The sequence below is a fragment of the Streptomyces sp. NPDC021080 genome, assembly GCF_044333225.1.
Lineage (GTDB): Bacteria > Actinomycetota > Actinomycetes > Streptomycetales > Streptomycetaceae > Streptomyces.
This window is the reverse complement of the sequence record NZ_JBIRQM010000015.1, coordinates 78,569-92,001: the sequence shown is the minus strand read 5'-3', so window position 1 is coordinate 92,001 and position 13,433 is coordinate 78,569. Positions and strand designations below refer to the sequence as shown.

The 13,433-nt window shown below is 68.6% G+C and carries 12 protein-coding genes and 2 pseudogenes; 5 read left to right on the top strand and 9 right to left on the bottom strand.

What is annotated here, in order from left to right:
- Positions 1–73: 73 nt before the first annotated feature.
- From ACH4S8_RS32410 to ACH4S8_RS32385, 6 genes and pseudogenes are all read right to left on the bottom strand, one after another.
- Complete coding sequence (locus ACH4S8_RS32410; protein WP_398400423.1) at positions 74–373, bottom strand: ATP-binding protein; 300 nt, start codon at positions 371–373, stop codon at positions 74–76.
- A gap of 188 nt (positions 374–561) precedes the next feature.
- Complete coding sequence (locus ACH4S8_RS32405; RefSeq protein ID WP_398400712.1) at positions 562–1,398, bottom strand: helix-turn-helix domain-containing protein; 837 nt, start codon at positions 1,396–1,398, stop codon at positions 562–564.
- A gap of 199 nt (positions 1,399–1,597) precedes the next feature.
- Positions 1,598–2,053, bottom strand: coding sequence for a hypothetical protein (locus tag ACH4S8_RS32400; RefSeq protein WP_398400421.1), 456 nt, complete (start codon positions 2,051–2,053; stop codon positions 1,598–1,600).
- Between the two features lie 814 nt (positions 2,054–2,867).
- Positions 2,868–3,332 (bottom strand): hypothetical protein, encoded by a 465-nt coding sequence (locus ACH4S8_RS32395; protein WP_398400419.1) that lies wholly within the window; start codon positions 3,330–3,332, stop codon positions 2,868–2,870.
- Positions 3,333–3,883: 551 nt separating this feature from the next.
- Positions 3,884–4,328, bottom strand: a pseudogene (locus ACH4S8_RS32390) (site-specific integrase); the annotation flags it as partial.
- 367 nt (positions 4,329–4,695) lie between these two features.
- Positions 4,696–5,214: a hypothetical protein gene (locus tag ACH4S8_RS32385; RefSeq protein WP_398400417.1), complete on the bottom strand. Its 519-nt coding sequence runs from the start codon at positions 5,212–5,214 to the stop codon at positions 4,696–4,698.
- A 258-nt stretch (positions 5,215–5,472) separates the two neighbouring features.
- Between ACH4S8_RS32385 and ACH4S8_RS32380 the strand changes: the two genes are divergently transcribed.
- Positions 5,473–5,745 (top strand): YrhB domain-containing protein, encoded by a 273-nt coding sequence (locus ACH4S8_RS32380; RefSeq protein WP_398400415.1) that lies wholly within the window; start codon positions 5,473–5,475, stop codon positions 5,743–5,745.
- 71 nt (positions 5,746–5,816) lie between these two features.
- Here ACH4S8_RS32380 and ACH4S8_RS32375 read toward each other — a convergent pair whose 3' ends face one another.
- Positions 5,817–6,230, bottom strand: a complete 414-nt coding sequence (locus ACH4S8_RS32375) for a hypothetical protein (protein WP_398400413.1) — start codon at positions 6,228–6,230, stop codon at positions 5,817–5,819.
- Positions 6,231–6,336: 106 nt separating this feature from the next.
- Between ACH4S8_RS32375 and ACH4S8_RS32370 the strand changes: the two are divergent.
- The 3 genes and pseudogenes from ACH4S8_RS32370 to ACH4S8_RS32360 form a co-directional block, all read left to right on the top strand.
- Positions 6,337–6,414 (top strand): annotated as a pseudogene (locus ACH4S8_RS32370) (IS5/IS1182 family transposase); the annotation flags it as partial.
- 270 nt (positions 6,415–6,684) lie between these two features.
- On the top strand, positions 6,685–7,179 hold the full coding sequence (locus ACH4S8_RS32365) for a hypothetical protein (RefSeq protein WP_398400411.1): 495 nt from the start codon (positions 6,685–6,687) through the stop codon (positions 7,177–7,179).
- Positions 7,180–7,467: 288 nt separating this feature from the next.
- Positions 7,468–7,977 (top strand): hypothetical protein, encoded by a 510-nt coding sequence (locus tag ACH4S8_RS32360; RefSeq protein WP_398400409.1) that lies wholly within the window; start codon positions 7,468–7,470, stop codon positions 7,975–7,977.
- A gap of 548 nt (positions 7,978–8,525) precedes the next feature.
- Here ACH4S8_RS32360 and ACH4S8_RS32355 read toward each other — a convergent pair.
- Entirely contained in the window at positions 8,526–9,746 is a 1,221-nt protein-coding gene (locus tag ACH4S8_RS32355; protein WP_398400407.1) for an ABC transporter permease, read from the bottom strand.
- Entirely contained in the window at positions 9,743–10,738 is a 996-nt protein-coding gene (locus ACH4S8_RS32350; protein WP_398400405.1) for an ABC transporter ATP-binding protein, read from the bottom strand. Before ACH4S8_RS32350 ends, ACH4S8_RS32355 begins: the two co-directional genes overlap by 4 nt.
- A 618-nt stretch (positions 10,739–11,356) precedes the next feature.
- Between ACH4S8_RS32350 and ACH4S8_RS32345 the strand changes: the two genes are divergently transcribed.
- Positions 11,357–13,339 carry an NAD-binding protein gene (locus ACH4S8_RS32345; RefSeq protein ID WP_398400710.1) on the top strand — a complete coding sequence of 661 codons (1,983 nt, stop codon included), beginning with the start codon at positions 11,357–11,359 and terminating at the stop codon, positions 13,337–13,339.
- Positions 13,340–13,433 lie beyond the last annotated feature (94 nt).

Below are 13,433 nucleotides of genomic sequence, written 5' to 3'. Positions count from 1 at the left end.
GCCAGGAACCCCGCGAGGGCTCACCCCCCGTCGCCTGCGGCGCGGGCAAGGCGGTCTGCCAGAGCAGCGGGGATCATGTGCCAGCTCGCGCGAGTTCGGCCCAGACGGATCGGCCGTGCATCCGCTCCTTCACTTCCCAGTCCTTGGCACAGGTCGCCATCAGCAACAGCCCGCGCCCACCTTCCTCCTCCCAGTCATTGGCGGCGAGCAGCTGCGGCCTGCCGTCGCCTCCTTCGTCGATCACCTCGATGCGTACCCGGTCGTCGTCGAGTGCGACGATCACGAGAAACCAGCCGCCCTTGCGGCCGCTCCGGGAATGCCGGACGGCGTTGGACGCCAGCTCACTGACGATGAGGACGGCGTTCTCCACCATGCGGGGCCCTCGGCCTCCATCAACGCAGCGACGAAGTATCGGGCTTCAGCGACCTGTTGCGGCAGGCCAGGGAACGGACGGCACCACTTCGCAAGCGAGGAATACTCCTCGTCTAGAGGGCTAGACAGCACACAGGCAGAGTATTCCTTGACACGCCAACCCTCTAGGCATTCAGAGGAATTATTCCTCTATGGAGTGACGTCCTCAGCCAGGACTCGCAGATCACCCATGATCCGCACCAACAGCTCCCGCGCCTCATCCCCGAAGACGGCCGCCCCCTCGAACTGGGCGAACGACTCCTCGTACCACGCGAACACGTCCGGATCTTTCTCCGCCCGCTCACCCCGGAAGGTCTCCACGACCACCGTGTCCTGGTCGCACAAGGCGAAACCGTGCCGCGGCATCACCGGCACCGGTCGATCCCACGGGAGCACCCCGAACCGCACAGTGGTCAGGCTCTCCACCGCGAGCAGCCGGTCGAGCTGAGCAAGCATCAACGCCGGACTGCCGGGCCACGTCCGCAGCACGCCCTCCGTCACCACGAAGACCGACTCTCGCCCAGGTTCGTACAAGACGCTCTGCCGCTCCACCCGAGCCGCAACAGCCTTACCTACCGCAGCAGCATCCGCGCCTGGGGTGCTCGCGAAGACATGCCGTGCGTACTCGGCGCTCTGAAGCAGGGCCGGCAGAACCACGCACTGGAACGACCGAACGAGCCGGGCCCCACGCACCGCCAGGTCGACAACGGCATCTGTAGGAGCACCCAAGCCCGACAACGTCTCGTCTGCGCTCACGGAAGGAGCCGACTCGACTTCTGCGAGAGCCGACCGCAACTCCGAGACAGCAGAGGCATCCAGACCGAGAGCTCCGGTCAGACGGTCGAGGACGTCACGACTGGGAACCATCCGCCCGTTCTCCACCTTGGAAACCGTCGGCTGCCCCACTCCAGCCCGCTGCGCCAACACGGCACCCGTCAGGCCGGCATCCACTCGCAGAGCCCGAAGAAGTGCCCCCAGCACCCGCATTCGTTCCTGCCGCTCACTCCCCATACCCAGCGTTCTACACCAATGTCTGGGGAGCACCCCGGCTCAGCGATCGTTCAGACGTACTCGTTGGCGTGAAGGGTGGACGCCCTCCCATGAGGACTCTCCAGGGGAGTCCCTACTGCCCCAGCATCCAGAGCAGGCGAGGGAGCCTCGTCGGACGAGTGGCCAAGCAGCTGCTTCACCCCGCCGATAGGACTTCGACGTACACGGCAGACGAGGTGGCGTCATCTTCGTCGACGAACAGGTTGTAAGTGGCTCCGCCCCGGGACACCGAACCGGACTCGTACCGCGTCACCTTGGAGACGTCGCGCCCAGCCAGTTGCCCAACCTCTTCGAAGCCCTGCCAAGGCCCAGGACCATAGCTGGACTTCAGCTCGACACCAATCGACTGGAAATAGGATTTAACACGGTCTTCAGGAATTACAAAGAGGAAGTGCGACGTACCGGCATACGGGAGGCCCTGCCCGTCCACGCAGTGATAGACCTGGTCCGCCTCTGCCGGCAACGAAACATTCCACGCCCGGGAGAGTTCGGCCGCATCACTCCGGCTGTTCTTTCCACAGTCTTCCCCCCAGGCGATCGCATCCCAGGACGGCAGATGAAGACCGACGACCAGCCAGTAGCCGAAGGCCAAGACGAGCGCTGCGCACCCAACGCGACGGCGCGCTCTACCCCGAACCGCAAATTGCACTGCACGCCCCTCTCTCACACCCCGCCCCTGGTGACTCGTGTGATTGCGCTAACCGGGAGAGCTAGCAACAGATCACGAGGGCTACGGTCGGCGCGATCATAGAGGTACTCGGTGATGTCCCGTATCGGCGCAGCGCTCGTTCAGCTGAGACGGGACAAGGCAAGACCCGCGAGCACGACGTGATTCAAACTTTCTCTGCTGGTTCAAGGCTCCTCGCTCCGCTCGTCGCGCGCTCCCCGGCTCACCGCCGGGGCCCTGCGCTCCTGTCTCCGCCCCGCTCTGGGCCCCGGCTACGCCGGTCGCGCAATTAGAGCGAGAGAGCCTGGACGAAGGGAAACGGGAAGCACAAGACATGCCTCCGGCGGGGGCGCTCAGGCTCCGGGACGGGTCGGGGCGCCGTTCGCGAGTGTCGGCCGGATCGTGGCGAGCGCTGTGGGCTCCCATCCCGACCACCTTCGACCCAGGCAGAGCCGAGCAGCCGCGGCCCAGGGCGTCAAGGTCGTTCGTACAGTGGCGCGCTCCACCTTGACGCCCTGAACCACGCCCGCTCCACGACGTGTGGGCCGAAGGCGGACGGGGTGGCAGCTGGGGCGAGTGGTGGGTGCGGGCAGGGAGGCCGCTTCACAGGCCGGGCCGTATGCGGGAGGTCGAGGGCGGCAGGACAGGGAACCAACGAGGCTCCTGTGCCGTTGGGTTGAGGCTTCGAACACCTCGCTCAACGGCACAGGAGCCTCGTGCGTTGCGGGCACCGACGCCGTCAGGTGGCCCTGGATATCCAGGCGGAGCACGTGCCTGCCGTGATCAACTTGGTTGACCAATGACCGAGGCATGCGCGGAAGCGAATGGTGGTGTTGCTGTCGGGAAAGTCCTTGTTCTTCCAGCGGGCGGTGTCCGCGCCGTCCGCGTTGAAGGTGGAGCCATAGCGGACGACGCTGTTGGAGGAGTTGCGGATTTCCCAGTCCATGACAGCGGAGAAGCCATCCGAGTTCCGGTCGTCGATCTCGAGCCAGTCGCCTTCGGCTGTGTAGCAGACGATGGCATCCCAGCCGACGCTGGCGGACTCTCCGCTGCGGGCGCATTCCGGGCTGGAGGGGCCATCGACGGCGGTGGCACGTTCGGTTTCGGCGGAGACGGCGGATGCCTGGGTGATGGTAAGGAGGACGGCTGCGGAGAGGGTGCCTGCGACGGCGCCTATTCGCTTGAGGGAGCGTCTTTTGATCACGGGGTTCCTTCTGTGAGCCGTACCTGACAAGGCCTTGACGTGACCATGAGGCTAACAGGGGGGTGAGCGTTTTCAGCTTCGCCTCTCCAGGCGCACCAGGTCAGCCTCGCAGCTAGCCGTAGATCACCTCAGCTTCCCCAGCTGAGGGCTCAGCGTTGTCGTCACGGGCCGGCCGTCGCGGCTTGCTCTGGGCGACGGCAAGGCAGCGTGGCTGAGGCGGGTGGGGGTGAAGCGAGGCATACACGTGCGTGGTCGGTCGGCGCACCCGCCGTCGTGGCTGACTGCCGTCGGCTGGGGTTCAGGCGGCGCGCATCGAGGGTGCCGGCGCCAGCCGAGCGCGCCAAAGCTGGGCCGTCTCTGGGCCGTCCGAGGTTGCTCAACAGTGGCCAATGACGACCAACGTGGACCACCGGGTGCCCGAGCTCACCGCCCCTGGGCTGGGAAGCAGCAGGTCACCAAGATGTCCGGCAAGACCCAGGGCAAGAAGACAGGTCATTCCGCGGCCAGCGAGAGTCCACCGTCCTTCCAGGTCCAGCGCAGCCCGATCGCTAGCAGGAGTGGACCGCTTGGAGCGTGCGCGTGCTGAGCTTCTTCGCTCTGGTGGCCGGCCACCGATCCACGTCCTCGGCGCTCAGGTCACGCAGCTTGCGGGCACCGAGCAAGGGAATGACGTGCTTCTGGCACAGGAGCGTCACCGTCTCGACCGTGCTGGGGTCGAGCCCAGCCAGTCCGTACATCAGCCAGTCCGTACGTCAGCCAGTCCGTCACCGCGTCCCTGACCGTGTAGTCGGTGATGCGATGGCCAGGCCGTCTTCGTGGTCCCGCACCACCTCCTTGAGCTTCTGCTTCGCCTCGGTCTTGGTCTTGGTCTTGCCACTCCCCCGCTTGACGGTGCTTCCCACTCGGGTCGAACCCGAGATCGGCCGTGGCGATCCACCGTTGTCGCTTTTCGTCCCAGTGCAGACCGCCGTCACCGCGGCCACGACGCATGGCCATCAGGCGGTCTCCGCCAACTGGCTCTGGATGAAAGCCCGTACCGAGTCCACAGGTATGCGGCGAGCGCCATCGAGCTACAGGTCAGAAGGTGCACATTGCCCCTGCCCTGTCCGGGGCGGGGGCCATTCATCTGCGGCGGGTGCGGGATTTACGGATCCGAGGTCTCCGCAGTACAGCTGCGAAGTACGCGCCGTGTACTGGCCATGACCGGGGTGAACCGGACGCGGTTCGCCAGAACATGGGTGGCCGGGGCGGGAAGGACGAACTCGGGCAGCAGCGGCGGAGCGCCATCGTCGCTGGGGCCGGCAGGGGGATGGGGCTCACCCACGCGTGAACTGGCGCGCTACGGCGCCCGGGCGGTCCGGCCTTAAGGACGCCGGTCCTCCCGGAACATCTCGCGGGCCGTGAACGTCGCGCAGGCGCCGAAGGCGGCGATGCAGCTCGCGAGCGAGAGCAGAACACGCTGTTCGCCCTCGGCGGCGGTCTCGTAGCCGGCCTTCGTCAACTCGACGCGGGAGTGGGTGCGGACGTAGTCGGCGTAGTACTGGCCCGCCTCGACCTTCGAGTTCTGCCAGTCGAGGCCGCCGCGGACCACCGACAGGACGAGCGCCGCGGCGGCCGTCAGCAGCAGCGCAACGAGCGCCCTGCGCAGGGGCCGGCGCAGTTCGAAGAAAGCCGGCCACAGCTCGGCCTCCACGTCGTTCAGCCGCAGGCGCACCACGATGGCGACCGGCACCAGGATGATGACCCCGATCATGGTCAGGGCGGCCCACCCCGTGCCGTCCACGAGCGAGGGCCCCGGCAGCCAGGTGACCGCGACGAACAGCAGAAGGGCGACGGCGAGCACGGCCGCGAACACGCTGTGCACCCTGAAAGATCCGCTCACGCCCGGAGACTCGCACACACGTCCGACCCTCGCCTCTCTTTTCCCGGAAACCGACGTCTGCCTGCGCCTCTCGCCCCAGGCGTCGTAGCGCTGGAAGCCGTTGCCGACCGGGAGTCGGGTGAGGATGGCGGCGAGGTGGGGCCCAGCCCGGTGAAGGGGGCCGTGCAGGACGGCTCCGACGCTCTGATCACACGTGCTGCCCGAAGATCGCCTCAGGACGGGCAGGGTGCCTCGGCCGAGTCGCCGGAATGGAGACGAATGATGGAACAGGACGAGGCTCTGCAGCTCGCGGCGGCATTTCTTGCCGACAGCCAGGGCGATTACGAGCCGCCTCTGGCCATCGACGCAGGGCGAGTTCGGGAAAGCGACAGGCTCTTGATCGTGCCTTACAACTCCGCGCAGTACCTCGCCTCGCGGGATGCGAGAGAACAACTGTTGGACTGTTGGCCCATCCTTGTCGACCTTGAACGCGGAGACGTACGGTTCGGGACTCTGGAAGAGCGGGATCTGTGGAGGGACCAGAGCACCTGACCAGGCTGCGGCTGTCCCACACTTACGGGACCGCCCTTGAGAGTTGTCCCGTCACTCCGCGAGGCCGAGGGTCATATCGTGTCAGGGTCGGTGCCGATGGCACCGGCCGAGCGAAGCGAACGCCCGAGGTCTCCGGTGAGGATGCGAGGGTGTCGCCTCCACCACCACAGGTCGGGGCCGGGCAGCCCGTGGAACTGCTCGAGCGCCTGGCCGTCGTCGTCGACGGTCGCCGCCCTGTACCGGTCGTCCAGCGCTTTGATCTGCGGGGTCCAGAGCTGGACGATGTGGTCGTCCAGCAGGAGCCACGCCTCGTGCAGCCAGTTTCGGCAGTAGAGGTCGTTGGTGTACTCGTAGATGTCGTCGCCGTAGCCGCGCTCAATGGCACCTGCCAGGGTGGCCCACGCGTTCACCCTTTCTGCGACCGTGAATGCCGTCCGCCAGCCACGCTGGTGCAACAGCTCTCCCACTTCGGTCTCAGTAGCCACGGGCGGGAGGATCTCACACGGAATCCGTCCGGGCGACCGGGATACGCCCTGCCAGAGGCCGCGGTCCGGAGCATGGTCAAGATGAGACGATCTCACCGCGGCTGGTGTGATCACGGCGTCGGAACCCTCCTGGACAGCCCCGTTCACCGGGCTGAGGCCGCGACAGTTCGGGAAGCTCGTGACCGCTGAACCGCGAGCAGGCAGGTCAGCAAGCACAACCGTGATCGATCAATGAATAAATGTGTCCACCGTGACGAGGGTTGACCTCCCTCGGGCGGGGCATCACTCCGGGCGCACACGGGCCCGGAGCAATGCCGCATGAGGATCGCAAGGGGAGAGAGTGAACTTTCGGGGCGCTCGGGCCGCGTCGTTTGCGGCGCCACTCGGGCTTGGCTTGTTACTCGGCCTGACAGGGCCTACCGCTGAGCATTGGGGTGGCCGTCCGGGTGCGGCCGTGGGCGCCGTTTTCACCGGTGGGTGGCCGTGGGCCTGTTACGCGTTTCTGGTGGGTTATTTCCGCCGGTCCAAAATCGAATCGGTTGTTCTCGCGCCTCTGGGGCTGGCTGTCGGTGTCGTGACCTACTACCTGACCAAGGAAGACCTGGCCTCCCTGGGTGGACTGGATTCCTCAGGTGCGGGGTCGTCCGGAATCGCCCTCTGGGGTGTGCTGGCATTCTTCTTCGGAGCACCCCTTGGGCTCCTGGGGAACATCGCACGGGTGCCGGGCATCGGCGGCCTGTTCTTCCGACTGCTTGTTCCCCTGGTGGCTTTTTATGAGACTTCCATGCGTCTGGAGATGGAGTCGCGCGGGCCTAGTCAGGTTGTTCTGGGCACCTGGACCACCGTTCGGTTCACGGCTGTTGCCGTTGCGGTCGCTCTGGTGGGCCACACGGTCTGGGGTTGGTGGAGGTCTCGCCGTATTCGTTCCGCCGGGGTGGGCGTTGGCTAGTGCCGCGACAGGCAACGTTCGTCCCACGCCGAAGCGGCGTGCGTACGCGGTGGACGGCAAGTGCCTGCGCGGGGCCCACCGGCGCCCACACCGACCGACACCAAGTCCGCGTGCAGACCTCCGTCGTGACCGCGATCTCCGAGTGGCGGAGGATCTGCGTCGTGATCCGGCGGCCGGGACTCCGCCGCCCCTGGTGGGCGCGCGCAGTGGTGTACCCGCGCCGGTGAGAACGCAGCGCAGTCCGGTACGCAGCACAACCGGTGAGCCCCCTGAGCAGTCGTACGCGGCATGATCAATATGCGCGCACGGCGCGCTCTCGGCGCCTCCACGCTCGGTGTGGCCCTGGCATCACTGTTGCTCTCCTGCTCCGGCAGCCCGGACACGACTTCGAGCGATGGGAAGGCGCCCGTCCGCGATATCCGCAAAGCGGCATCGGCCCCCGCGACCGAGGAGCCGCCCGCCCCGAACACGGCGGAACCGACACCGGGAGTCGAGAAGGTCCGCGACGCGTTCGCCGGGCTTCAAGCCACCTATAACGACGGGTGCACCACCCCGGGGAACTGCGAGTACTTCCTCGGGCGGGTGCTCGATGAGCTCAACAGACTCGACGGGGCGATGAAAGCAGACCCCCAGGGCCCCGGACATTTCAAGGAACCTCTCGCGTGGATCGCGAAACTGCGGGCCGGACTGGGCGACGACAGGTCCTTCGAGAACCTCAAAAAGCACCAGACCCTGCTCACCGGAACGCGGGACAAGATCAATGCTTGGATGCAGGGTCACCCGGAGGACTACCGGTGAGGCCAAGGCCAGGCGTGGGCCTCACAGGTCACACCGTTCGGGGATCGGCGAAGGCAGTGCCCGGTCTCGACCAGGTACGGAGGAACGTCGCCTCAGGCGTGAGGTCATCCCTGTCGGCGCTCTGATCCTGCTGTGCTTTCCCCCTTGATCAAGGGCCGGGCTCTTATAGGCCCACTCGGGGCCGTCGGGGCCGTCCGAGAATGCTCGGCGACGGCCAACGCCGACAACCACCGACAGCCGGGTCGAGGTCGAGGTCGCAGCATCGGTCGGTTGCAGGGGCACAGGTCAGAGACCCGGCCCCGTGCTTCTTCGGCTGCTGCCCCGCACTTCTTCGGCTGCTGATCGAGGGTCACCGAACCCTTGGCCCCCGGGAACCGCCTTGTCGATCCGCAGGGTGAAAGTGAAGGGCCGGCCGTCGCCCACCGAGGTGGCCGAGGGCGGCTCGGTCAGCTTCACCGCGGGTCCGGTCCCGGGTACGGGGTGTTCGGGGCGGTCCGGATACCGGCTCTCCGGACCGCCCCGTCGTCGCGGCCGTGTACCTGCCGGTCTCAGTCTGGCGTGGGTGCGACGCCTGCCCGGCCGGACGTGAAGAGCGCGGAGCGCCATCGCACCGCCGCCCCCACGCGCAGGATGGACCGCTCGTACACATGGGACGCGAATGCGGCCAGGCCCGCCGCCGCCGCGAGGAGGAACAGGGCGGCTACCACGTTCGGCAGCCAGCCGGCCGCGCCCACGCTGACCTGCAAGGGCATGATCAGCGTGGAGAAGGGCGGAACGTATCGGAGGACGTTCACCCAGGCGGCCGTCGGGTCGGAGACAGCCGCTACCGCCGCACCGTAGGGCACCATCGTGGTCATCAGCACCGGCATGACCGTGGCCGACACGTCCTCGGCCCGTGACACAAGGGATCCGGCGGCGGCGAAGAGGAACGCGAAGAAGACGAAGCCCAGGACGAACCAGCCGACAGCCGCCAGCAGGGCAGGGGCCGCGGGGAAACCGCCGGGCAGGATGCCCCAGAGCTGATCGGCGCCCATGACCGCCGCGGCGAACAGCAGCATCTGGAGCAGCGCCGCCGCCCCGATGCCGAGCACCTTGCCCGTCATCAGCCGTAGGGGCGTGATCGTGGAGAGCAGAACCTCCACGACCCGTGTGGACTTCTCCTCCACCACTCCTTGCGCCACCAGCATCCCGTAGCCGAACACCTGGAAGAAGAGAACGGTCACGACACCCACGGCGGCGCCGAGGGCCGTGCCTCCCGCGGCGGTCCCGCCCAGGGTCTGCGTGACGGGCTGCGCCCGCACCACCTGTCGGTGCAGCAGAGTCATGTCGGTGTGCTGGGCCCGTAGCGCACGGCCGGTGGCCCACTGCTGCACCGCCGCGGAGACAGCGGCTCGTACCTGGTCGGGGGTGTCCCGTCGTACGACCAGCCGCGTCCGGCCGTCGTGCACCAGGAGAGCGGCGTCCACCTTCTTGTCAGCCACCTGCCGGCGGGCCGCGCCGGGGGTGGACGCCCCTCTCCAGTCCACGGGGCCGTGGGCCCGGTCGCCGCCGGGGGCCAGGTCGAGGACCGAGGCGCCCGTGACGGCGACGGCCGGAACGTCCTCGCCCCGGGACGGACCGAAGAAGAAGAGGAGGCCCAGGATCGCGGCGATGTTCGCCAGCGTGCCGAGCGCGAAGGCGCGGGTCCTCACCCGGGCCGTGATCTCCCTCCGCGTCACCAGGGACACGGTCGCCCACCATGACGGCCGACGGATGCCGGACTCTGTCATGTCGTCACCTTCTCCCGGGGCGTCGGGCCCGGTTCCTGTCCGTCCGAAAGAACGTCGTGACGAGACTCCTGGCCCGCGGAGACATAGTGGCGGAAGAGCTCCGGCAGGCCCGCCCGGCGGCGGTGGAAGGCCCGCAGGTTCCCCGCCGACAGGGCGTGCCGCACGAGCCGGTTCTCGTCATGGCCCGCCCGGAGGCGCACAGCCGTCCCCGCACCCTCCGGTCGCGCCGACTCGATGCCTTCCACGCGTTCGAGCCAGTCCGGGGACGCGCCGTCCACCTCGATGTACAGATGCGTTCCGCCGTCGGCGCTGAGCTCGTCCACGGTGCCACAGGCCACGAGAGCCCCGTCGGCGACGATGCCGACCCGGTCGCACAGCCGCTCCACCAGGTCCAGTTGGTGGCTGGAGAACAGCACGGGCACACCCTCGGCGGTCTTCTCGCGCAGGATGTCGCTCATGGTGTCCACGGCCAGCGGGTCCAGCCCGGAGAACGGCTCGTCCAGGAGCAGGAACGAGGGCCGGTGGACCAGCGCCGCAGCCAGTTGTACCCGCTGGCGGTTGCCGAGGCTCAGCGTCTCGATCTCCTTGTCGCGGTACCGGTCCACGTCCAGGCGGTCGGTCCAGTGCAGCATGGAGACGACGGCCTCCTGCCTGGGCAGGCCATGGAGCCGTGCCAGATAGACGAGATGATCGCCCACCGTCATCTTGGGATACAGCCCGCGTTCTTCCGGCATGTACCCGACTCCCGCGCGGATCTCGGGAGTGGCGTCCTCGCCGTCCCACCGCACGGCTCCGCCGTCGCTCTCCAGGACACCGACGACGATGCGCATGGTGGTGGTCTTTCCCGCGCCGTTTCCCCCGACGAAACCGAAGAGCTCACCCGGCGCGACGCCGAAGGATATGGAATGAAGGGCTCTTCGGGGTCCGTACCATTTCGAAACGGAATCCACTTCAAGTCCCTTTGCGTGCACCAACACGCACCTCCCCGTCATCGTCTTTCCTGCCGCGCCCCGGTTCCGGCGTGCGTTCGTTCGCCATGGCGCATGAGTGCTGCGGGGCATCCCGATGACGTGGCAGAACGAGGCATCGCGGGACCTGGTCACGGCCTGGATGCCCTTCCGCACCACACAGCATGATCCTTACGGATCGATGATCTCTCCGTAAAACCGCCCGCTTCAAGGGAGTTGAGGCTTTCTTGAGGAGGTGTTTCATGCCGCCCGGGCATTCGCGGCGGTCCTCGGATTATTTTCGGGCAGCGCAAAGGATCTCTGCGCAAAAAAGGCGAGGAAAGAATCCGAGACCGGGTGTCACGGTGCCCTCCAGCGAAGAGGAGTGGTCAGCTCCCCTTGCTTCCGGTCTGCTTCGTCCCAGGCCTGGCGGCCAGGAGCGACAAGCGGCCGACGCTTCGGGCAAGTACCCGTCGGCAAGGAGTACGTGCCGACCGGTGCCGAACTGCCGGCGGCCGGTCCGGTCCAGGACCCCGGCACCCGCGCGGTGCGGACGAAGGGCCGTTCCGCCTCCCCACTGGAACCGCCCGTATCCGTACGGCAGTCTTCTCCCTCGTGGGGAATCTTCCGTCTCAGAGCGCGCCGGGTGACACCGCCGAGCACATGGTGGTGGCCGGGGACGACGCCCTGGCTCATCGGCTGGCCGCCGAATTGCGCGGGGTGTACGGCGAGCGGGTGACCCTGGTGGTGCCGCCCGCGCAGCACGGTGTGCGGCCGCCGGTCGTCGGGCGGACTCGGGCCACGGCCCTGTTCGACCGGGTGTCCGCGGCGGTGAACCGGGCCTCCGGGAACGGGGGCGGAGGCGGGAACGGTGGGAGCGGGACCGGCGGAACCGGCGGGAGCGATGAGCCGCCCGGGTCCGAGCGGATCGTCGAGGCCGCCGAGCTCACCGAGGGTGCGCTCGCCTACGCGGGTGTCGAACGGGCCGCCGCGCTCGCCCTCGTGTACGACGACGACGAGACCAACATCCGTGCCGCGCTCACCGCCCGGCGGCTCAACCCGCGGATCCGGCTGGTCCTGCGGCTCTACAACCGGCGGCTCGGACAGCACATCGAGGCCCTCCTCGACCAGGCCTCGGCACTGGCGGCCGCCGCTGCCGCGGCCGACGGTGCACCCGGTGCCGGCGACCCGGGGGCGGACGGCTCCCGGGCCGGCGGGAACGGCGCGGCCTACGACGCCTCCACCACCGTGCTGTCCGACGCCGACACGGCCGCGCCCGCCCTCGCCGCGACCGCCGTCGCCGGCACCAGCAAGGTCGTCCAGACCGACGGGCTGATGCTGCGCGCGGTGGAGCGGCCGCCGCCCGGTCCGGGCGAGGTCGCCGATCCGGGGCTGTGCACGCTGGCGTTGCTGTCCGCCACGACCAACGACCCGGCGGGCGCGGACGGTTCGGAGAGCAGCGGTACACAGGGGCCCCAACTGCTGCCCGACGAAAGGGCAGTGGCCGCCGCCACCGGGCGCGGCATCGTCGTCCTGGAGAACGTCTCGTACTCCGGTCCCGAACTGGGCTCGGGGCGGGGTGTCGTGCCGTGGTTCGGCTCGCTGCTGTCCCGGCGTCTGCGCTGGTCGTTCGCGGGACTCGTCGCGTGTGTGGTCGGACTCGCCGTGGCGTCGATGCTGGTCACCGAGGAGCAGCCGCTCCAGGCGACCTATCTGACACTGCTCGATCTCTTCGCCATCAACGATCCGGCCATCGGGCAGCCGCTGGGGCGGCAGATCCTCCAGCTCTGCTCGGGGATGGTCGGGTTGCTGCTCCTGCCGGTGCTGCTCGCCGCCGTGCTCGAGGCGCTCGGCACCTTCCGCAGCGGGACCGCTCTGCGGAAACCGCCCCGCGGACTGTCCGGGCACGTGGTGCTGCTCGGGGTCGGCAAGATCGGTACGCGGGTGCTGTCGCGGCTGCGTGAGCTGCGCATCCCCGTGGTGTGCGTGGAGGCCGATCCCGAGGCCCGGGGGCTCGCGCTGGCACGGAGACTGCGGGTGCCCGTGGTGCTGGGGGACGTCACGCAGGAGGGGGTGCTGGAGGCCGCCAAGATCCACCGGGCGCACGCGCTGCTGGCGCTGACCAGCGCGGACACGATGAACCTGGAGGCCGTCCTCTCGGCACGGACCCTGCGGCCCGATCTCCGGGTCGTCCTGCGGCTGTACGACGACGACTTCGCGACCGCCGTCTACCGCACCCTGCGGGCCGCGCACCCCGGCGCGCTCACCCGGAGCCGCAGCGTGTCCCATCTGGCCGCGCCCGCGTTCGCCGGGGCGATGCTCGGGCGGCAGATCCTCGGGGCGATCCCCGTCGAGCGGCGGGTGCTGCTGTTCGCCGCGGTGGACGTGGGCGGGCATCCGCAGTTGGAGGGGCGCACGGTGGGGGAGGCGTTCCGGGCGGGAGCGTGGCGCGTGCTCGCGCTGGACACGGCGACCCCCGAAGAGCGCCGGGCGGCCGCCGCGTCCGCCCCGGGCGGTCCCCGGCTGGTGTGGGACCTGCCCTCCACCTATGTCCTGCGGCCCGAGGACCGTGTGGTGCTCGCCGCCACGCGCCGGGGGCTGGCGGAACTGCTCGGCCGACGGCCCCGGCAACGGGCCGGCGCGTAGAGCAGGACCGGGTCGGCACGTAGAGCAGGCCCGGCCCGGCGTGCGGCCGATACCGGCCCGTGCCGGGAGGGCCGATACCGGCCCGTGCCGGGAG